The 20,637-nt window shown below is 66.9% G+C and carries 20 protein-coding genes; 19 read left to right on the forward strand and 1 reads right to left on the reverse strand.

What is annotated here, in order from left to right:
- Position 1: 1 nt before the first annotated feature.
- Genes QE449_RS19025 through QE449_RS19040 form a run of 4 tightly spaced genes read left to right on the forward strand, consistent with a single transcriptional unit; the run spans position 2 to position 4,723 of the window.
- Positions 2 to 1,507: a VWA domain-containing protein gene (locus QE449_RS19025; RefSeq protein ID WP_307109413.1), complete on the forward strand. Its 1,506-nt coding sequence runs from the start codon at positions 2 to 4 to the stop codon at positions 1,505 to 1,507.
- 56 nt (positions 1,508 to 1,563) lie between these two features.
- Positions 1,564 to 2,802 (forward strand): iron-containing alcohol dehydrogenase, encoded by a 1,239-nt coding sequence (locus tag QE449_RS19030; protein WP_081821461.1) that lies wholly within the window; start codon positions 1,564 to 1,566, stop codon positions 2,800 to 2,802.
- A complete protein-coding gene (locus QE449_RS19035) occupies positions 2,799 to 4,091 on the forward strand; it encodes a sensor histidine kinase (RefSeq protein WP_027507087.1) in 1,293 nt (430 codons plus the stop codon). Before QE449_RS19030 ends, QE449_RS19035 begins: the two co-directional genes overlap by 4 nt.
- The gene (locus tag QE449_RS19040) at positions 4,091 to 4,723 is read left to right on the forward strand and encodes a response regulator transcription factor (RefSeq protein WP_027507086.1); all 633 of its coding nucleotides are present in this window, start codon (positions 4,091 to 4,093) and stop codon (positions 4,721 to 4,723) included. Before QE449_RS19035 ends, QE449_RS19040 begins: the two co-directional genes overlap by 1 nt.
- Here the strand turns inward: QE449_RS19040 and mftM are convergent.
- Positions 4,720 to 5,568, reverse strand: coding sequence for a mycofactocin oligosaccharide methyltransferase MftM (gene mftM, locus QE449_RS19045; protein ID WP_307109414.1), 849 nt, complete (start codon positions 5,566 to 5,568; stop codon positions 4,720 to 4,722). The genes QE449_RS19040 and mftM overlap by 4 nt on opposite strands.
- Positions 5,569 to 5,770: 202 nt before the next feature.
- Between mftM and mftA the strand changes: the two genes are divergently transcribed.
- The 15 genes from mftA to QE449_RS19120 all read left to right on the forward strand — a co-directional run bounded on the left by mftA (position 5,771) and on the right by QE449_RS19120 (position 20,355).
- Complete coding sequence (gene mftA / locus QE449_RS19050) at positions 5,771 to 5,881, forward strand: mycofactocin precursor MftA (RefSeq protein ID WP_155957132.1); 111 nt, start codon at positions 5,771 to 5,773, stop codon at positions 5,879 to 5,881.
- A 7-nt stretch (positions 5,882 to 5,888) separates the two neighbouring features.
- Entirely contained in the window at positions 5,889 to 6,203 is a 315-nt protein-coding gene (mftB, locus tag QE449_RS19055) for a mycofactocin biosynthesis chaperone MftB (RefSeq protein WP_027507084.1), read from the forward strand.
- Positions 6,200 to 7,507, forward strand: a complete 1,308-nt coding sequence (gene mftC / locus QE449_RS19060) for a mycofactocin radical SAM maturase (protein ID WP_307109415.1) — start codon at positions 6,200 to 6,202, stop codon at positions 7,505 to 7,507. Before mftB ends, mftC begins: the two co-directional genes overlap by 4 nt.
- A gap of 4 nt (positions 7,508 to 7,511) precedes the next feature.
- Positions 7,512 to 8,768, forward strand: coding sequence for a pre-mycofactocin synthase MftD (gene mftD / locus QE449_RS19065; RefSeq protein ID WP_307109416.1), 1,257 nt, complete (start codon positions 7,512 to 7,514; stop codon positions 8,766 to 8,768).
- A gap of 59 nt (positions 8,769 to 8,827) precedes the next feature.
- A complete protein-coding gene (gene mftE / locus QE449_RS19070; RefSeq protein WP_222640199.1) occupies positions 8,828 to 9,487 on the forward strand; it encodes a mycofactocin biosynthesis peptidyl-dipeptidase MftE in 660 nt (219 codons plus the stop codon).
- Positions 9,484 to 10,899 (forward strand): mycofactocin system GMC family oxidoreductase MftG, encoded by a 1,416-nt coding sequence (gene mftG / locus QE449_RS19075; protein WP_307109417.1) that lies wholly within the window; start codon positions 9,484 to 9,486, stop codon positions 10,897 to 10,899. Before mftE ends, mftG begins: the two co-directional genes overlap by 4 nt.
- Before the next feature lie 250 nt (positions 10,900 to 11,149).
- Positions 11,150 to 12,169 (forward strand): hypothetical protein, encoded by a 1,020-nt coding sequence (locus QE449_RS19080; RefSeq protein WP_307109757.1) that lies wholly within the window; start codon positions 11,150 to 11,152, stop codon positions 12,167 to 12,169.
- Between the two features lie 137 nt (positions 12,170 to 12,306).
- Complete coding sequence (locus tag QE449_RS19085) at positions 12,307 to 12,552, forward strand: hypothetical protein (RefSeq protein ID WP_307109418.1); 246 nt, start codon at positions 12,307 to 12,309, stop codon at positions 12,550 to 12,552.
- Positions 12,553 to 12,650: 98 nt separating this feature from the next.
- Positions 12,651 to 13,610, forward strand: a complete 960-nt coding sequence (locus QE449_RS19090) for a siderophore ABC transporter substrate-binding protein (protein ID WP_307109419.1) — start codon at positions 12,651 to 12,653, stop codon at positions 13,608 to 13,610.
- On the forward strand, positions 13,600 to 14,565 hold the full coding sequence (locus QE449_RS19095) for an ABC transporter permease (RefSeq protein ID WP_222640231.1): 966 nt from the start codon (positions 13,600 to 13,602) through the stop codon (positions 14,563 to 14,565). The genes QE449_RS19090 and QE449_RS19095 overlap by 11 nt, the downstream gene beginning before the upstream one ends.
- A 10-nt stretch (positions 14,566 to 14,575) precedes the next feature.
- Positions 14,576 to 15,553, forward strand: coding sequence for an iron chelate uptake ABC transporter family permease subunit (locus QE449_RS19100; RefSeq protein ID WP_307109420.1), 978 nt, complete (start codon positions 14,576 to 14,578; stop codon positions 15,551 to 15,553).
- Entirely contained in the window at positions 15,550 to 16,347 is a 798-nt protein-coding gene (locus QE449_RS19105; protein WP_307109421.1) for an ABC transporter ATP-binding protein, read from the forward strand. The genes QE449_RS19100 and QE449_RS19105 overlap by 4 nt, the downstream gene beginning before the upstream one ends.
- 32 nt (positions 16,348 to 16,379) lie before the next feature.
- On the forward strand, positions 16,380 to 17,393 hold the full coding sequence (locus QE449_RS19110) for an ABC transporter substrate-binding protein (protein ID WP_307109422.1): 1,014 nt from the start codon (positions 16,380 to 16,382) through the stop codon (positions 17,391 to 17,393).
- Positions 17,394 to 17,435: 42 nt separating this feature from the next.
- Positions 17,436 to 19,268 (forward strand): siderophore-interacting protein, encoded by a 1,833-nt coding sequence (locus QE449_RS19115; RefSeq protein ID WP_307109423.1) that lies wholly within the window; start codon positions 17,436 to 17,438, stop codon positions 19,266 to 19,268.
- A 298-nt stretch (positions 19,269 to 19,566) separates the two neighbouring features.
- Positions 19,567 to 20,355 (forward strand): alpha/beta fold hydrolase, encoded by a 789-nt coding sequence (locus tag QE449_RS19120; RefSeq protein ID WP_307095985.1) that lies wholly within the window; start codon positions 19,567 to 19,569, stop codon positions 20,353 to 20,355.
- Positions 20,356 to 20,637 lie beyond the last annotated feature (282 nt).

Genomic DNA, 20,637 nt, shown 5'->3' on the forward strand with positions numbered 1-20,637 from the left:
CGTGACAACCACGTCCGCCACTCCGGCACGGGTACTCGACGTTCTGTCGGCCGTGTTCGGCCGGCTCCTCCGCCGATTCGGTGTCGCGGCGTCGCCCGCCGAGGTGATCGAGGTGAGGCGGGTTCTGGGCCTGATCGGCGCCTCCGACACACCGCTTCTGCGCTCGGCACTGCGCGCGACGTGCGCGAAGTACCCACACGAGCAGGAGGGCTTCGACCTGGCGTTCTCGGCGCTCTTCGATCCCGTTCTCCCGATCGACGAGCCAGGACGCACAGCGAGCGCGGCGGCGGTGGCCGGCGGATTGCCCACGGACTTGGAGGTCTCCGGCGACGAGCACACCACCGCCCGCTACGCGGACTTCAACGAGCGCGCCGCCGACGTGGGCGAACACTTCGACACGCCCGATGCCGAGCAGGGGTTCAATCCGCACAAGGACGACGACGATCTGAGCCTCACGAGCAGCGACTCTCAGGTGTCCGTGGACGCTGATTCCGCGTCGGGTCGCCGCGGAGTCACGTTCACCGTGGACGTGGACCGTGCCGACAGCGCGACGGTCGGTGAGTTGTCGTCCGATGACGCGGTCGTGTCGCGGGGAACTCTTCGGTGGGACGACCCGAACGGGATTCTGGGCTGGCTGGACGCCTACGATCCCGCGGCGGTCTACGGCGACGCACTCGACGCGGGGGAGATGACTCGGACCCAGCTCGATCGACTCGCGGAGGCCATCGAGGCCTTCGTCGATGCGCTGGCGCGCAGCGCGGGGGGTACGACACCCGCGACGGAGGCCGATCCGAACGCCCTGTCTCGCGTCGACGTGGACGGGGCGTGCCGGGAGATACTCCGCCGGATGAGGGGGGCGCCCAGACCTCGACCTCGCGAACACGGTCGCGGCAGACTCGACATGCGCAGGACCGTGCGCGCCGGGATGCGGACCGATGGGGTGCCGTTCCATCTGATCGTGCGCACCCCCGTTCCGGAACAGGTTCGACTGCTCGTACTCGCCGACGTCTCCTTGTCCGTTCGGCCCATCACCGCATTCACCCTGCGACTCGCGCAGAGCATGCGCCACCGGGTCAACAGATGCACGGTGTTGGCCTTCGTCGACCGACCGGTCGACGTCACGGACGAGTTGGCTCGAAGCACAGGCGACGACGCTCTCGCCACGGTGCTGTCCAGTCCGGAACTGGACCTCGAAGCCAGCAGCGACTACGGACGCGTGCTCGACGAGGTACTCACCCACCACGGCTCGTTCATCACATCACGGACGTCCGTCATCGTCGTCGGCGACGGCCGATGCAACGGTCTCCCCGCGGGAGTGGACAGGCTTCAGGAGATCTCACGCCGGGTTCACCGACTGGCATGGATCACCCCGGAATCTGAGCGGTACTGGGACCAGGCATCGTGCTCCATGCGCGAGTACGCAGACGTGTGCGACGGCGTCGTGGTGGCCCGCGATGCTCCGCAACTCATCGACCGAGCACCCGAACTCGGCAACGCTCTGCGGTGACGGTCCTGCCCGATCGGGCAGGTATCGACAGGCCGTTGCGCCGTAAGCTGGATCACATGTCCGGATTCTCTGCACCGTCCTCGGCGCATTCGGCGGACCCGACTGTTCCCGGCCTGGACGTTCCGCTCGGTGACGTCAACGCCGTCGGCCGGGTCGTCAAGTTCCACGCCCCCGAGATCGTCTTCGGGGTGGGTTCCACCGGCGAGGTCGCGCACGCGGTCGCGAGACTGGGAGGAGTGCGCCCGTTCCTGGTGACCGACGTGGGACTGCTCGAGGCAGGGTGGGTCGCGGCGATCGAGAAGGAATTACGAGAGCACGGCATGGCACCGGTGGTGTGGGCGGACCCGACCCCGAACCCGAAAGACCACGAGATCGCGGCCGGCCACGTCGTCTATCGCGACCGCGGATGCGACGTCCTCGTAGCAATCGGTGGCGGTAGCGTCATGGACGCGGCGAAGGGCGTGGCCATCCTCGCGTCGAACGGCGGTCGCATCCTCGACTACGAGGGCGTCGACACGGTCGAATCACCCATCCCGCCTGTCGTGATGGTCCCCAGCACCGCCGGCACCGGCGCCGATGTCTCTCAGTTCTGCATCGTCACGGACACCGACCGTGGCACCAAGATCACCATCCTCGGCCGTGCACTGGTCCCGGACATCACGATCATCGATCCGCGACTGCTCACCACCATGCCGGAATGGCTCAGTGCGGCCACCGGCCTGGACGCCCTGACGCACGGGATCGAGGCTTTCGTCTCGCTCGCCCACAATCCCCTCACGGACCACCATGCCCTCCGGGCGGTCACTCTCGTCATCGAGACTCTCGCCCACACGATCGCGGACCCCGACGGACTTCCTGCGCGCACCGTGATGGCCCAGGCCAGCCTCGAGGGCGGACTCGCGTTCACCAATGCCATCCTCGGAGCCGCGCACGCGATGAGTCACCAGGTGGGTGGTCTTCTCGACCTCCCCCACGGCGTCATCAACGGAATACTTCTGCCGCATGTCATCCGCTTCAACGCAGGCGCCGACGGCCGGCCGTACGTGCCCGTCGCCGCGAGTCTCGGGCTCCCCGAGGCCCGCGGATCGGCCGCGGAGGCAGCGTTCGCGGTCGCGGATCGTGTCGAGACTCTGGCGCGGGCCGTCGGGGTTCCCCGCACACTCGGGAACATCGGCGTCACCGACGCCGATGTCGAGCGCCTCGCGGAGTTCTCGCTCCGCGACGCCTGCATGGCCACCAATCCGCGGCCGGCCACTCAGAGCGATATCGCAGCACTGTTCCGGAAAGCACTGTGACTCAGCGCGAACCGGTGACGGACCTGTCCCGCCTCACCGGCCTGCGATCGTCGAAGAGCACCTACTACCCGCAATACCGGGGAGCCGCCGAACGGGCCGAACGGATCTTCCACGCCCTCGATCTGGTGTCGCGTGCACTCGTCCGCACGGTCGAGGGGCCCGAGACCCTGATCTGTGCAGTGGCCGAGGCCGCTCGCGCGCACCTCGGCGCCCGCTGGGTCGTCTTCGCCCTCACGGACGGCGCACTTCCGGACGCCGGCCCTCGCCGCCTGGTCCTGGGCCCCGACGCGACACCGTTTCTCGTGGGCGACGTCGAGGGCCCTCCCCTGCCCGACGACGTGGTCAAGTGCCTCGACGACATCCGCCGAGCGCGGGTGCAGGGTGGCATTGTCATAGAACCCCACTACGCGTTCGTCCCCATCGATTCGGTGGGCGGCGCGGTGGGGGCGTTCGCCGCGTGGACCGGTGAGCATCGGACTCTCGATGCCACCGACGGGGCCGTCCTGAGCATCCTCGCCTCGCAAACTGCGGTGGCGCTGCAGAACTCGGCCCTGTTCCAGAATGCCCGCCGCACCGCGGCGGACCTCGCGGTGCGTAACGCTGAACTGGAGACCACGCAGAGACAGCTCGGCGCGGTCCAGCGCCACCAGGTAGTGGACGAGGAGCGGCACCGCATCGCCCGTGAACTACACGACAGTGTCACCCAGGCAGTGCTGTCCGCCGGTATGCAGATCGAGGTGTGCCGCAGCGAGATCCCCGACGCGGAACGCCGAGATCGCCTCGATCTGGCGAAAGACCTGACCAAGCGTGCAGTCGAACAATTGCGATCAGCGATCTACGCGCTGAACCACGCGGGTGACTCTGATCGGTCCACACTCCCGGAGATGCTCGATCAACTCGCTGTCGTGCACATGCCGGACGAATTGCAGGTCAAAGTGAACACCGTCGGTAACGCTGTCGAGTTGTCGAGCGACCTCGAGCACGCGGTCCTTCGTATCGCCGGTGAAGCGTTGTTCAATTCGGCGGTGCATTCGAACGCCTCCCGCGCGGCACTCCGCCTCACGTATCGCGACCACTCGGTACTGCTGACAGTCGACGACGACGGCGACGGCGATCCCCGCGATCTCCGCGTCGTGATGCGACTCGCGGAGACCAACGACCTCGGCGGCTCACACCGCGGTCTCGTGAACATGGCGGCGCGCGTACGAGAGTTCGACGGCACCTTCGACGTCAGACGTTCGCGCCTGGGCGGGATACGCATCGCCGCAACGATTCCGATCGGAGCATGATGACCTCCATCCTTCTCGTCGACGACCACGCGATCCTGCGCCAGGGTCTGCGTTCCGTCCTCGAACGTGAGCCCGACCTGAGAATCGTCGGCGAGGCGGCATCACTCGACGAAGCCACCACGACGGCGGCTCACCTCACCCCTGACGTGGTTCTGATGGATCTCAAGCTCTCCGCCAGTTCGGATTACGAGGGTCTGACCCTGTGCAAGAAATTGTCGAAGTCGCATCCGTCCATGGGCCTGCTCGTGCTCACCACGTTCCTCGACGAACGACTCGTCGTCGAAGCCGTTCATGCGGGCGCACGCGGCTACGTGGTCAAGGATGTCGACACCACCGAACTCGTGCGAGCCATCCGTGCAGTGTCTCGCGGCGAGTCCGCGTTCGACGCCCGCAGTGCATCCGCCGTGGTGCGGTCACTGAACCGAGGAGGTGAACCCGACGGGAGACTGACCGAGCGCGAACTCGAAGTCCTGCGCCTGCTCGCGAACGGCATGTCCAACACCAGGATCGGTACCGAACTGTTCATCTCGGCCACCACAGTCAAGTTCCACGTCAGCAATATCATGCGCAAATTGGGCGTCAGTCGCCGTGCAGAGGCCGTCTACGCTGCGAGCAAGGGCGGCTTGATCTAGCGTGCGTCGAGCACGGCCCAGCCACCGTGGTGCTCGAACACGTCGAAGGGCGCGCCACTGCGCGAGACCGCGGATGCCAGTGCGGCGAGATCGAAGGTACGGACATGGCCGTGACAGCGTTCGGCTTCCTCTTCGAACGGCACCGCGATCACCACTCGCCGGCGTGCGACGCGCAGCGCCTCCTGCACGATCGCGTCACCCGATCTCACGTCGACGTGTTCGAGGAGGTGCAACGCCGTCACGGTGTCGACGTGACCGTCGGGCACAGGCACGGAGGCGGCATCGCACACCAGGGTGGCGACGTCGAGGCCCAGTGCAGTACTCATGGCGTCGAGCAGACGCACGGTTCCCTCGTGAAGATCGGTGGCGATCACGTTCACGCCGCGAGAAGCGAGCCGCAGGGGGAAGAACCCGAAGCACGAACCGAGGTCGAGCACGCTGTCGCCGTCGACCAGATCGTCAGCGCAGGCATGAATCGGCGCAAAGGCGGACGTACCGGATGTCAACTCTGCCAGAGAATTACGATAGTACGTGGCCCACGCTGCGACCGCACCGGGGACGGTGGACCGCACGAGGCCGACCATGATCGCTTCGAACTCCGATCTGCTCGAGCCGGCGGCTGTCACTCGGTCGGTGACTTCTCCGACCAGCGCATCGCTCAGACGGTCCGCGGTCAGGGAGTGTCGCACCTCCAGCACGCCTCCGCTGCGCCCGATATGGATGTCACCGGCGATCCGATCGTCGGAACGGGTGACGGTCACGTTGCCGTTCCTCCACACACCGGGCGCACACGGTGCGAGGGAATCGAATGGTTGGAGTGTCGCGGTCACAGGCCTCTCCCACATCTGTCGGGGACAGCATCGATCCTAGGGCCGAACGCCGCAACGTGACGGCCGGTTCCGCACCTGCCCGATCGGGCAGTCCTCGGGCGCCAACAGGCCTGTCACAGAGGAACATCGGACACCTGAACCTCTCTCGGTCCTACAGTGAATTCACGCACCTCACACGAGAATGCGCGTTCGAGAAACCCGAGACCGGAGGTACGTCATGACTCACAGCGATCCCACCGAGACGACAGACACGTCGCAGCAGGAACCGTTGGTCCAGGAGTCGTTGGTGGAGGAAGTCTCCATCGACGGTATGTGCGGCGTCTACTGAGTCGGCCGTGACCGACGTGCTCGCTGCATCGCCCCGAACGGTGGACCTGGCCCTGGCGTGGCAGCTCAATCCTCAGGTCGCGTTGCGCCCGGAACCGTTCGGGGCGTTGCTGTATCACTTCGGGACCCGCAAGCTCTCGTTCCTCAAGAACGCCGTCATCGTGTCACTGGTCACCTCGCTGTCGTCGCATCCGGATGCACGATCCGCGATGTCGGCCATGGGAATCGAGGAATTGGCGATACCGCGCTACGCGCAGGCACTCGCCGCTCTCGCGGACTCGACGATGATCGTTCCCACTCCCGTGAAGGAAGGCCCGGCATGACCTCCACCCTCGCCCGCCCCGAGCAACCGGTCGGCCGCCTGGTCGACCAGTTCGAACTCGGCCTCGACGCCCCCATCTGCCTGACCTGGGAGCTCACCTACGCCTGCAATCTCTCCTGCGTGCACTGCCTGTCCTCCTCCGGGCGGCGCGACCCGAGGGAGCTGTCGACCGAGCAGTGCAAGTCAATCATCGACGAACTGCAGAAGATGCAGGTGTTCTACGTCAACATCGGCGGCGGCGAACCGACTGTGCGATCGGACTTCTGGGAGCTCGTCGACTACGCCACCGCCCACCAGGTGGGCGTCAAGTTCTCCACCAACGGCGTCAAGATCGACGAGAAGGTCGCCGCCAGGCTCGCCGCGTCCGACTACGTCGACGTGCAGATCTCCATCGACGGCGCCACCGCCGAGGTCAACGACGCCGTCCGCGGCCCCGGCTCGTTCGACATGGCCGTCCGCGCCCTGAAGAACCTGAAAGACGCCGGGTTCCGCGATGCGAAGATCTCCGTCGTCGTAACCCGGCACAATGTCTCTCAGCTCGACGAGTTCAAGGCCCTCGCCGACGCCTACGACGCCACCCTGCGCATCACCCGCCTGCGTCCGTCCGGTCGCGGCGCGGACGTGTGGGACGACCTGCATCCCACCGCGGGACAGCAGCGCGAGCTCTACGATTGGCTCGTCGCCAACGGCGAGGGTGTGCTCACCGGCGACTCGTTCTTCCACCTCTCCGCCTTCGGCGACGCCCTACCGGGTCTGAATCTGTGCGGCGCAGGACGAGTGGTGTGCCTGATCGACCCGATCGGCGACGTCTATGCCTGCCCCTTCGCCATTCACGAACAGTTCCTCGCCGGCAATATCGTCCGCGAGGCCACCCCCACCATGGGCGGCTTCCAGGCCGTCTGGCAGACCTCGGAACTGTTCCAGGAACTGCGCTCACCGCAGACGTCCGGCGCGTGCACGAAGTGCGCGCACTTCGATGCCTGCCGCGGCGGATGCATGGCCGCGAAGTTCTTCACCGGCCTTCCCATGGACGGCCCCGACCCCGAATGCGTGCAGGGTTACGGCGAATCTGCCCTCGCCGCCGACCGCGGCACCGTGCCGAAGTCGAGTGTCGACCACTCCCGCACCGGCAAGCGTTCCACCCCGAAAGCGTCGATCCCCTTGACGCTGCTCACCCGCCGCGACGGCGCACCCGCCCTCGTGGAGGCCGGAGGCCGGCCGGCCCTCGGGAAGGCCGGAGGCCGGCCGGCCCCGAAACTGTGTGACGAGAGCCCCCTTGCGGGGATGCCTCGAGAGAAGGACTGACACCATGCGCACCCCCTGGTCACGACCCGCCTGGATGGAGACTGTCGCCGAAGCGCAGAGACGAGCGAAGAAGCGACTCCCGGCATCGGTGTACTCCGCACTGATCGCCGGCTCCGAACGTGGCACGACCTACGACGACAATCTCGCGGCCTTCGGCGAACTCGGATTCGCACCCAGGGTCGCCGGACATTGTCACGAGCGTGATCAGTCGACAACGGTGATGGGGCAGCACATCTCCATGCCTGTCATCATCTCGCCGACAGGAGTTCAGGCGGTCGACCCCGACGGCGAGGTCGCCGTGGCTCGTGCGGCGGCGGCGCGTGGCACCGCCATCGGCCTGTCCTCGTTCGCATCGAAGTCCGTCGAGGACGTGGCGGCGGTCAACCCGCAGACACTCTTCCAGGTCTATTGGCTCGGCACCCGCGACGAGATGGTCGCCCGCATGGAACGGGCGAAAGCTGCCGGGGCGGTGGGGATGATCCTCACCCTCGACTGGTCGTTCTCCTACGGGCGCGACTGGGGCAGCCCCACCATTCCGGAGAAAATGAATCTCGCGTCCATGGTCAAGTTCGCACCCGAAGGCATTCTCCGGCCCGCCTGGCTGTACAAGTTCGCACGAACCGGCAGGGTGCCCGACCTGACGACGCCGAACATCCTGCCCGCCGGCGCACCCCAACTACCCACGTTCTTCGGCGCGTACGGCATGTGGCAGCAGACTCCGCCGCCGTCCTGGGACGACATCGCCTGGCTCCGTGCGCAGTGGGACGGCCCGTTCATGCTCAAGGGCATCTCCCGCATCGACGACGCCCACCGAGCCGTCGACGCCGGTTTCTCCGCGATCTCCGTCTCCAACCACGGGGGCAACAACCTCGACGGCACACCGGCCACCATCCGCATGTTGCCCGCCGTCGCCGAGGCCGTGGGTGACGAGATCGAGGTACTACTCGACGGCGGAATCCGCCGCGGCAGCGATGTCGTCAAAGCCGTCGCCCTCGGTGCCCGCGCAGTGATGATCGGCCGCGCCTATCTGTGGGGGCTCGCCGCGAACGGGCAGGCCGGTGTGGAGAACGTTCTGGATGTGCTGCGTATGGGCACAGACAGCGCGCTGCTCGGCATGGGCAAGAGTTCGATCCACGACTTGACCCCGCAGGACATCGTCGTTCCGGACGGCTTCACTCGCCGGCTGGGCGAGAGCGTGCCCGCGCCGGCAGTGTCCGATGCTGCCACCACCGTGCTGACCTCCGCACGTCGGTCGTCCTGACGGTAGGGCGGCTCAGCGTGTCGTCGTCGAGGCCCGCTCAGTCCTCGAACCTGGGAGCGATGCGCTCGCGCGAGACGGTCGGGGCTCGGTTGGTGGCGGTGCCGGTGGGGTCGCTGGAGCAACACGGCCCGCATCTCCCCTTGGACACCGACACCCGCGTCGCCGCAGCAGTCGCGGGATCTCTCGATGACGCCGTTCTCGCCCCTGCCCTCGCCTATGGGGCCAGCGGCGAACATGAGGGCTTCGCCGGCACGGTCTCTCTCGGAGCCGAAGCACTGACCGCTGTCCTCGTCGAGTACGGCCGATCCATCTGCCGATGGGCCGATCGAGTGGTGTTCGTCAATGGCCACGGTGGCAACCTGTCGTCCCTCGTCTCCGCGGTCGGTCTCCTGCGATACGAGGGCCGAGATGTCGCATGGTTTCCCTGCGCGGTCGCCGGCGGCGATGCCCACGCCGGTCGTACGGAAACGTCCCTCATGATGCATCTCGCACCGAACCTGGTCGACGAGTCTGCTGTGGAGGTGGGAATCACCGCCCCGATCGCCTCGTTGCTTCCGCGCCTACGCACCCTGGGGATGAGCGCGATCACCAGCAACGGTGTGCTGGGCGACCCTCGGGGTGCGAGCGCCGCCGAGGGCGCTTTGCTCGTGGCATCGATGCGGGACTCCCTCGCCGCAGCCGTTCGATCGTGGGCTCCCGACACGCACGGCCGACTGTGACCACCGGTGACTCGTTCGACGTCGTCGTCGTCGGGGGCGGTAGTGCGGGATGCGTTGTCGCAGCGACAATCGCTGCGGCGGGGGCCACCGTCGCACTTCTCGAAGCCGGGAAGTCCGACATCGACGCCGAGGATCTGCGCTCTGCGACGCAGCTGCCTATCGGGCCCGGATCGGAGCGGGTGGACACGTTCGAGGTCGAGCTCTCCGCCGGTCGGACAGGATTCATGGCCAGAGGCCGAGTCCTCGGGGGAAGCGGCGCCGTCAACGGTGCGTACTTTCTCCGCGCCCCCTCTGCCGACTTCGACGCCTGGCCGCGGACGACATGGTCCTGGCCCACGGTCCGGCGCCGTTACGACGACGTCGAGCGGCACATGGTGCCCACGGCGAGTATCGACTCGGAGATCGGCCGAGCCTTCGCCCGGGCATGCTCGTCAGCCGGGTTTTCATGTGTCAGCCGAGCCGAGAAAGGCACCGATGCGTGGATGGCCGTGCCCTCGAATGTTCGGGACGGCTACCGCGTCACCACGGCACACGCGTATCTGGCGCCGGTACGCCATCTCGTCGACGTGCGACCGCGCACCCGTGTCGCGCGGGTACTTCTCGAGGGGACACGCGCGGTCGGCGTCACGGGCATCGACGAAGACGGGGACTTCGTCCTCCGGGCGGACACGATCATCCTGAGCGCGGGCGCGGTGAGAACACCACTGCTACTGATGCATTCAGGCATCGGCGACCCTACAGTGCTCCGGAACGTGGGCGTGGACGTGCACCATGCGCTGCCCGGCGTGGGAGTGGGGTTTCGTGATCACCCGGAGGTGACGGTGCCGTACGTTCCGCTTCGACCTCCGTCCGAGGTACGAACTCGCGCTCTCGACGTCGTCCTGCACGTCGGTGATGTGGAGATCCGTCCTTACACAGCATCTTTCGACCAGCTGATACCCGGGCTACCGCCGATGAATCCGGTGCTGGGTGTTGCTCTCATGCGACCCGATTCGCGCGGACGCATCTCGCCGGTGTCGGCCGACCCTTTCGCCGCGCCGCGGATCGAATACCGCTACCTCACTTCACCACGAGACAGAGCCGGACTGCGGGACGGTGTCACCCTCGCTCGAACGCTCGCGTCGTCGCTCGGTGTGGTCGAGAGCGCTCGCTCGGAACGACTGATGGACAGGCTCGGCACGTCCGCGCACATGTGCAGCGGCGCCCGTATGGGCACCGATCCGCTCTCCGTGGTCGACGACCACTGCGCCGTGCACGGAATCGACGGCCTCCACGTGATGGACTCATCGATGTTCCCCAGCGTCCCCTCGGTCGGGCCGCACGAAACGGTGGTGATGGCGGCACTGCACGCCGCGCATCTCGCGATCGGTCAGCCCTCGACCACAGGGTCGCATCGTGAACGACAACTGTGACGCGCAGTGTCACCTCGGGAGCTCCGAAATCCCCGGCGCCGGAAATCTGCGTTCTCACCCAAGGTCGACCGTGTCGGCGTTCTCCGCTCGCTCGATATCTGCGCGTGCACCTCGGCCTCGGCGAAGGACCACCACGGACGGACAGTCGTCACGTTTATCGGTCGATCGACCGGGTAGCACCGGGCGATGACAGACCACGACCCACACCGAAAAAGGACCCACCCGTCCAGCGGGAGACGGCGTATCGGTACTGCTCATCGCCGACCCCGGCAAACCCGCAGACCTCGCCGAGCACCTCTCCGACCACCTACCCCAACGCCTCACCGAACGAGGATCACCGCCCCGCCGATGGACCACCACCGTGCGCCGACAACCCCTCGTATCCGACGAACACGCCTCACTCGACGACGTGATCGACACCGTCGACACCGACTCCGACCACGAGGACATCGTCGTCTACCTCACCGACCTCCCCCGCCGCGACAACACCGTCCCCGTCATCGGCGAGGTCAGCGCCGATCACAAGTTCGCACTGATCTCCATCGCCGCCGTCGGCGGCATCGACCTCACTCGACGCGTCACCACCGTCGTCGAACTCGCCCTTGCACGCATCCTCGGCGAACCCGAACTCGCACCGACGAGCGCCGCGAGACGATTCCCCTCCGAACAGCACGAGACCAGCACCCGGTACCTCGCACCGAAGGGACTGCGCACGCTCCGACTGGTCTCCGGAATGGTGCGAGCCAACCGGCCCTGGCGGCTGGTCACCGGCCTGTCCAAGGTGCTCGTCGGCGCCTTCGCCACCGGCGCATTCGCATTGTCCACCAGCACCATCTGGTCGTTCGCCGACACCATGGGCGGATGGCGCCTCTGTGCGGCGACGATCCTGTCGACGGTGGCGCTCATCCTCTGGCTCGTCATCGACCACGAACTGTGGGAACGGCCCGAATCCGACGAGGAACGCGAACGCTCGAGGCTCTACAACACCGCGACTCTCATCACCCTCACCACCGGCGTCGCCGTCCTCCACATCGCCCTGTTCGGTCTGCTGCTCTTCACTGCCTGGCTCTCCCTCCGAGCGCACGTCCTGTCCTCGACCCTCGGGCACAGCGCGACCGTCGCCGACTACCTCGAACTCAGCTGGCTCCTCGCCTCGATCGCCACCATCGGCGGCGCCCTCGGATCCGGCCTCGAGGACGACGACGCAGTCAAGGAAGCCGCCTACGGAAACAGACAGCGCCAACGACACGAGAACACGCAGAAGGAGTGAGAGGTGAAATCCTCGAAGCGAGCGGTGCACCGTCCAGGCACGGGGTGGTGGACCCGTTGATCTGAACTGAGCGTGTTGCGCCCCCTTGCGAGCGCCTCGAACGCTCCCCGGTTCGGACGGAAGAGTATGCCTTGATCATGAGCAGTTCCGTTCTCAGCGCTTCCCTCGCCGACCGCCGCGCCGCAGTGGGCCGGTCGAGTTACCGAGTGATGGTCGTGGCCATCAGCTATGCCGTGCTGATCGCCGCTATCGCCGTCGCGATGTTCTCCGGCAGCAACAGCTTCAGCGGCATGCTGACGGTGGCCGCCGTGTGGCTCGGAGCGTTGTACGGGGTGACATGTTGGTGGCTCAGACAGGACGCCGATTCACGCGCGGGCCGCTGAGACCGTCGCAGCCACGCAGGATGAGTTTGCGTAGCCTTACCTAAGTAGTTACTCTCCAGCGGGTAAAGGTTCGGTCAAGAACTCACCCCTGGAGACTCGTGAAGAACCCGAAAACCCCGATCCTCGCCCTCCTCGCCACCGTGATCACGGTGAGCGCGCTCGCGAGTTGCAGCACCGACGACACCACGTCCGCGGACTCCGCCACCACCGTTTCGATCGACACCGCCACCGGACCTGTCGAGGTCCCCCAGAACCCGCAGCGTGTCGTCGCCCTCGACAACACGTCGCTGGAGACCCTGCGCGCGTTCGGCGTCGAACCGGTGGCGCTGCCCAAGCCGATCATGCCGTACGAAGGGTTCGAGGACTGGATCGACGACGACGCCATCCTCGACGTGGGGACGCACCGGGAGCCGAATCTGGAAATCGTGAACGAGGCGGAACCCGATCTCATCATCGGCGGCTACCGCTTCTCGGAGTACACCGACGAACTCGGTCGCATCGCCCCGACGCTGGACATCGCGCCGTCCGACGATGCCGAGGGTGGTTACGTCGAGTCGCTGAAGCGCCAGACCGCCTCTCTCGGCGTCGTTTTCGACCGCGAGGAGCAGGCGGCCGAGATCATCGCGGCTCTCGACGCCGCGGAGGAGAACGCGGCGGAGCGGACCACCGGCCAGTCGGTGTTCCTGTCCGTCGTCTCGGGCGGCAAGATCGACAACGGTGCCGGACGGATCGGTCGGATCATCGAACCGCTGAACCTGCGCGACGTCTTCGCCGGTGAGGCCGGCGACGTGCACGGCGACTCCGGCCTTGCGCCGGAGGCCGTCGCCGCGGCGAACCCGGACTGGATGATCGTGCTGGACCGCGACGCCGCGGCCGGCGAACCCGGTGCAGCTCCGGCGAAGTCGGTGATCGATGCGCAGGAAGCGTTCGCCCGCACCACGTTCGCGTCCGAGGACCAGATCGTCTACCTCGATCCCTACTTCTACACGCGCGAGAGCATCCAGGCGCACGCCGAGACGTACGAGCAGCTCGCGGATGCCTTCTCGAATGCATCGTAGGACAGCACTTCTGGGCACGGCGGTGGTCACCGCCGCCCTGGTCGCGGCGTCGCTGCTCGTCGGCGAGTTCGACATCTCGCTCGGCACACTGCTCACCGACCCGGTGGCGCGGGAGATGTTCCTCATCTCCCGCGTCCCGCGGACCCTCTCATTGATCTTCGCCGGCGTCGCGATGGCGGTGTCCGGTGTGGTCATGCAGATGATCACTCAGAACAAGTTCGTCGAGCCCACCACCGCCGGCACGAGCCAGTGGGCGGGGCTGGGCATTCTCGCGGCCCTGTTGCTGGCGCCGAATCTCGGGCCGATGCCGAAGATGCTGATCGCCACCGCGTTCGCCTTCGTCGGCACCATGTTGTTCGTCGGCGTCCTGCGTCGAATCTCGTTGGAACAACAACTGGTGGTCCCCCTGGTCGGCATCATGCTGGGCGCCGTCGTCGGCGCGATCACCACCTTCCTCGCCGGCACATTCGACCTGCTGCAGTCCATGTCCGCGTGGCGGTCCGGCGGATTCAGCGGCATCGTGCGCGGTTTCTACGAACCCTTGTGGGCCGTCGTCGTCATCGCCGTGCTCGTCTACCTGCTCGCGCACCGCTTCACCGTCGCCGGCCTCGGGAAGGACCTCGCCACCACGGTCGGACTGAACTACGACGCGACCGTCGTGCTCGGCGTCGCGATGGTGGCGGTGTGCACCGGTGTCACCAGCGTGGTGGTCGGCTTCATCCCGTTCCTGGGCCTCATCGTGCCGAACATCGTGTCCATGGTCCTGGGAGACGACGTACGGAGGAACCTCCCGTGGGTGGCGGTGCTGGGCGTCGGACTGCTGCTGGCGTGCGACCTGATCGGGCGCACGGTGGTCGCGCCCATGGAGATTCCGGCCTCGGTGATTCTCGGCGCGCTCGGCGCCGCGGTCTTCGTCCTTCTCGTGGTGAGGCAGCGACGTCATGTTCTTGCGTGAATCACCCTCGATGCCGACGCTGGTACGCACCGACTCGGGACCACGTCCGCGCCGACGACTTCTCGTGGCCTCCGCGGTGCTGGCGGGGGCGATCGCCTGCTTCCTTCTCCTGTTCGTCCGGGGTTCCTTCGAGTTCGCGGTGGAACGCCGCGCCACGATGCTGGGCGCCATGGCCGTCGCGGCCTTCGCCCACGGGCTCGGCACCGTCGTCTTCCACACCGTCACAGACAACCGATTGCTCACTCCGTCAATCGTCGGTTTCGACTCGCTGTACGTGCTGATGCAGACCGTCATGGTGTTCGTCTTCGGCGGCTCCGTCATCGCGCGGACCGACGGCACCCCGAAAGTGATCGCACAGACCCTCACCATGGTCCTGTTCGCCACGATCCTCTATCGCTGGCTCTTCTCCGGTCGCCTCGGCAGTCTCTTCACGATGCTGCTCGTCGGTGTCGTCCTGGGGCTGGCCTTCGACAGCCTCTCGACGTTCCTGCAGCGTCTGCTCTCCCCCACCGAGTACGACCTGCTGTCCGTTCGCCTGTTCGGTCGCCTCAGCGGGGTGGATCCGGGCATGCTTCCCCTCGCGTTCACGGTGTGCGTCGCGGTGGGAGTGGTGTTGTGGCGCAGACGCTTCCGGCTCGATGCGCTGTTGCTCGGCCGTGACTCCGCGACGACCATCGGCGTCGACCACAAGCGTGAACTGACGCTCGTGCTCGTTCTGGTGGCGCTGCTGGTGTCGTTCTCCACCGCGCTGGCAGGGCCGATGACCTTCTTCGGCTTCATCGTCGCGACGATGGCCTATCAGCTGACCGGCAGCTACAAACACCAGTACGTGCTGCCGATGGCATTCCTGCTCGGCATGCTCACGCTCGTCGTCGGACAGTTCGTCATGCAGCACATCTTCTACTCGGCCGGGTTCCTCACGGTCGTCATCGAATTCGCGGGTGGACTGCTGTTCCTCGTTGTCGTCCTCCGGAAAGGCAGATTGTGATCACGTTCTCGGACGTCTCCAAGACCTACCAGGGCGAGACGGTGCTCGGACCGGTCAGCGGCACCATTGCGGCGGGCGGCATCACCTCGGTCGTCGGACCCAACGGAGCGGGCAAATCCACCCTGCTCTCGATCATGGGCAGACTGCTCGAGCCGACCACCGGAACCGTGACCATCGGAGGCGCCGTGGTGCAGCACACGGCCACGAAAGACCTTGCCCGCATCGTCTCGGTGCTGCGCCAGGACAACCACCTGACCGCGCGGCTCACCATCCGCGAGCTCGTCTCGTTCGGCCGGTTCCCGCACTGCGGCGGCCGACTCGGCGCACACGACCACGAACACGTCGACCGTGCGCTCGACTTCCTGCACCTCGACATCCTCGCCGGGCGTCACCTCGACCAGGTGTCGGGTGGTCAACGCCAGCGGGCGTTCGTGGCCATGGTTCTCGCACAGGACACCCCGTACGTCCTGCTCGACGAGCCGCTGAACAACCTGGACATGAAGCACTCGGTGGCGATGATGGGCCATCTCCGACGCGCGGCCGACGAACTGGGGCGCACGATCGTGCTCGTGGTGCACGACATCAACTTCGCGGCGGCCTGGTCGGACGACATCGTCGCGATGCGGGACGGCCGGATCGTCGTCAGCGGTCCCGCCGGCGCGATCATGCACGACGACATCCTGAGCGACGTGTTCGACACCCGGGTGCGCGTCCACGACATCGACGGCGCGCGGACCGCCGTGTACGCCCGCCCTCGGAACGAGGTGCGTACCGCGGCCTCGACACAACCATGACACGCACGACAGTGCTCTCGAAAGGATTCGCCATGGTGCACTCCCCACTTCGCCGGCGAGGCGTCCGCCTCGTCGCCGCTGCGTCGATGGCGCTCGTCGTCCTCGGCGCGTCCGCGTGCAGTTCGACCGCCGATGACACCGCTGCAACTGTCGAGCCGACACGGAGCGAGACCCGCGTGATCGCCACCGACAAAGGAGAGGTGACCGTGCCCGCCGACCCCCAGCGCATCGCGGTCCTCTCGGCCGGGTTCGCCGGATACCTCTACACACTCGACGCGCCCGTCGCCATCACCGACACCAGACTGCTCGGTGTGACCAACCTCGACGGTGGCTTCCCTCCGCAGTGGGCAGACAAGGCTGAGGCACAGGGCACAGCGGAACTGCCGGCCGGCGAATCGCTGAACATCGAAGCCATCGCGCAGGCCGAACCCGATCTCATCATCGGCGGCGGGCAGGGCTACTCCGCCATCCTGGCCGACGATGCCTACGACCGGCTCGCCGCGATCGCACCCACCGTGCTGATCCCGTCCACGGTCACCACCTGGCAAGGCGAACTGGCGGCAGTTGCCGACGCTGCCGGGGAGAGCGACAAGGTCGACTCTCTTCTGCAGGCATACGAGGACAAGGTCGCCGACGTCGAGGACTCCATCACCGTTCCCGGGTCGCCAGTCGCCTATTTCCTGTCACTGGGCACCAATGAACCCTCCTTCATCCCGCAGACCGCGGCACTGCCGACGTTGTTGTCGGAGGTCGGTTTCGAAGCCGACGACATTCTCACGAAGGCCGGGAATCCGGAGTTGTACGGTTCCGGGGACTCGTTCATCGTCAGCCCGGAACTGCTCGGGTCCGTCGCCACCGCCCCGGTGATGTTCGTCGTCCCGGTCGCCGGACGCACCCTCGACCAGCTGAAGCAGGATCCGGCCTACGCGGCGTTGCCGTCCTTCGCTGCCGACACGGTCTACGAGCTACCGGCGACGAGCTACCGACCCGACTACGACGGCGTCATGGCCACGCTGGACCAGATCCAGCAGACGTTCGCCGCGTAGCAGTGCTACTGGGTGAGAACGGATCAGGAGGTAGGGATTCCCATGGCGGGCACAGTGCGCGACGTTCAGGTCTTTCGGATCTGCGTGCGAGAACTCGATGTTCTGCGGGTCGAGGACGTGACCCCCGGGATGCGACGGGTCGTGGTGGGTGGGCCGTCGATGGACCGGCACGTGCGCGACGGTGTCGAGCTGCCTCCGGTGCGGACCACCGGATTCGACGACGACGTCAAGATTCTTCCGGTCGACCCGGTCACCGGGACCCTGCCGTTCCCGGTTCCCAGGAATCAGGACGACGGCACCGTCGACTGGCCCTCTGGATCGTTCCCGTACGCACGGACGTACACCGTGCGCCGGTTCGACGAGGCCGAGCGAGAGATGGTGCTGGACTTCGCAGCCCACGAGGGCGGACTCGCCGCGACGTGGTCCCGGACGGTGGAGCCCGGCGACACGGTGCTGATCGCCGGACCGAAACACTCCGCGAGCCTTCCGCGCGAGGTGGAGTGGATGCTCGTCGCCGGCGACGAGACCGCCCTGCCCGCCATCGCGCACTGCCTCGAGATGCTGCCCGCTGATCTGCCGGCGACGGTGGTCGTCGAAGTGGCCGAGCGCTCGCACCGGCAGGAGCTGCGCTCGGCTGCCGACGTCGACATCACCTGGCTGTACCGGTCCGAAGCCGGAGGCGACTCCCGGCTCGTCGACGCGGTCCGAACGGCGCCGTGGCGACCCGGGCAGCCGTACCTGTGGGTGGCCGGCGAAGCACAGACCATCACGCCACTACGTCGATGGGCGAGGCAGGACAAGCAGATCGACAAGAAGTTCGTCGAGATCGCCGGGTACTGGCGTAGACGCGAGGAACGAACGGACGCGTCCCCGGCCGAGAGCGGCCAGGCAAGGGACGCCGCGGCGCGCCTGCACGAGATGGCGGACCTGGCAACCCCGCTGGTGATCAGGACCGCGGTGACGCTCGGGGTGTTCGCTGCTGTCGACGGCGGCGCCGACACCGTCGACGCGATCGCCGCAGCATGCAGCACTCACCCCGGCGCCACGGCGAAGCTGGTGCGGCACCTCGTGCTGCTCGACTTTCTCACCACCGACGGTCAGCGTTGCGCCCTCACCGAGATGGGGTCCCTGCTCGCCGACCCGGACGCGTTTCTCAACCAATCGCTGCACGACGACAGGATCCACACCCGACTCGAACTGTCGCTCTTCGGACTCACCGAGACGATCCGGATCGGGACACCCGCTGCGACACATCGTTTCGCCGACAAGATGGCCGAGCCCGGTGTCGCGGACGAGTTCCACGAGGAAGCGGCGTTCTCCGCTGTCTACCGCGCTCCCGCACTGCCCGACGCGGTCGATCTCGACGGAGTCCGGACGGTCGCACTCCACGGCGACGGGGCAGGCGTCTACGCCGACACCCTCGTACGGGAACGTCCCGACCTCGAGATCACGCTCGTCGGACATCCCGACCGCAACCGCCGGAACCTGGCAGACGTGGCCGACGAGCGGCGCGGTGCGGTGCACTGCATCGACTCCACCGATATCACCCCGTCGGGATCCCTCGTAGACCTCGCGATCGCCGTCGACCTCATCGACGCTTTCCCGGACGCTGACGCCCTCCTGCTGCTGTCGATGCTTGCCACGTCCGCGCGCAGGGTCGTCCTCGTCACCGACGTGCTCGACCCGGCGACCACCGACGATCACGACACCGAAGACGACTTGGTCCGACTGTGCCTGTACGGATCCGGGCGACGCACCGAAGCCGAAGTGCGCGAGCTGATTGCCGAGTCCGTCGGGGCCGACGCACGTGTCGGAAGCCTCGGGTGGGGGTCCACGGTGGTCGAATTTCGGGGCCGGTCGGGGACGTCGACGTGATGGGCCGGACGACTCTCGTCTGAACCTCGCCGGAAGCCGACCGGCTGCCTCGCGCACGCGGCCTCGACGACCCGGACAGGTACCTGCGTTCTCACCGCGGGACGAGCCGGAACGCGAAGACGCGCTGTCGCCTCCGGGGCATCTCGAGATCATCAGCGAACGCGAATCGCCACGCCGGGGACGTGGTCCCGAACAGTCGTACCCGGCGAAGAGTGGCCGACTCGAACGCTGGGTGAGCGGATGCCATCGGTCTTCCGGAACCCGTGCGTCGACCGGGCATTCGCGTACCGTCAAGTATATGACGCTAAATTATGTCAGATTCGGACATGGCAGCCCGCTGTTGCTGGTGCACGGCTTGGGCGTGGGATGGCGATCCTGGTCCCCGATCATCGACGAACTGGCGGAACACCGTGACGTCATCGCGGTCGACCTACCGGGGTTCGGCGACACGCCGCCGTTGACGGGCGAAGTATCGATCGCTGCTCTCGCCGACTCCGTCGCGGACTTCATTCGCGAACACGATCTGGGTGGCATTTCCACCGTCGGTCAATCCATGGGCGGTCGAATCGTCCTCGAACTTGCTCGACGGGGAGTCGGCGGCGACACCGTGGCACTCGACCCCGGCGGTTTCTGGAGCGACCGCGAACGCGCTGTCTTCGGCGCCACACTCCGGCCGTCGATAGCCCTTGTCAAATTGTTGCGGCGCTTCCTGCCTGCACTTCTGGGCAACCCTGCGGGAAGGACCCTGCTGCTGGCACAGTTGTCGGCGCGGCCATGGGCGCTCCCGCGCGACACCGTGTTGCCCGACGTGCGAGGGCTCGCCGACTCCCCGTCGACCGAGGCCGCTCTCGATGCCCTCATCCATGGGCCGAAGCAGGAAGGCGCCTCGCCCGGCACAGTGCCCGGACGGGTCACAATCGGTTGGGGACGACGAGATCTGGTGACAGTGCCGAAGCAAGCGGCGCGCGCTTCGGAGCTGTTCCCCGATGCCGTTCTGCACTGGTTCGAGCGATGCGGTCACTTTCCGCAGTGGGACGCACCTCGAGAAGCCACTCGATTGATTCTCGACCGCACCGAGAGAGGATGATTCTCAAAGGTCCGACCAGTGCATGTCGATCGCGGGTCACCATTCGCCGGCGACCTCGACCGGCCCCCGGCGAACCCGCTGCGTGGTGACGACTGTCCCGGTGTCGCGGGAGGGTCGCGGCGCGTCCTACCGGGGGATCCGGCCCTGCCCGCACATCAGATCGGAGGCGGCGTGCGGGCAGGGCCGGAGGGCCGCCATTCCTCTCGTCCGGTGACTTCACAGGTGGCGCACGAGCACGCCTCCGGCATTTCCCCGAACTGAGCGAGTCGACGATCTTCGTGC

It is taken from the genome of Rhodococcus sp. SORGH_AS_0303 (assembly GCF_030819335.1).
Classification (GTDB): Bacteria; Actinomycetota; Actinomycetes; order Mycobacteriales; family Mycobacteriaceae; genus Rhodococcoides.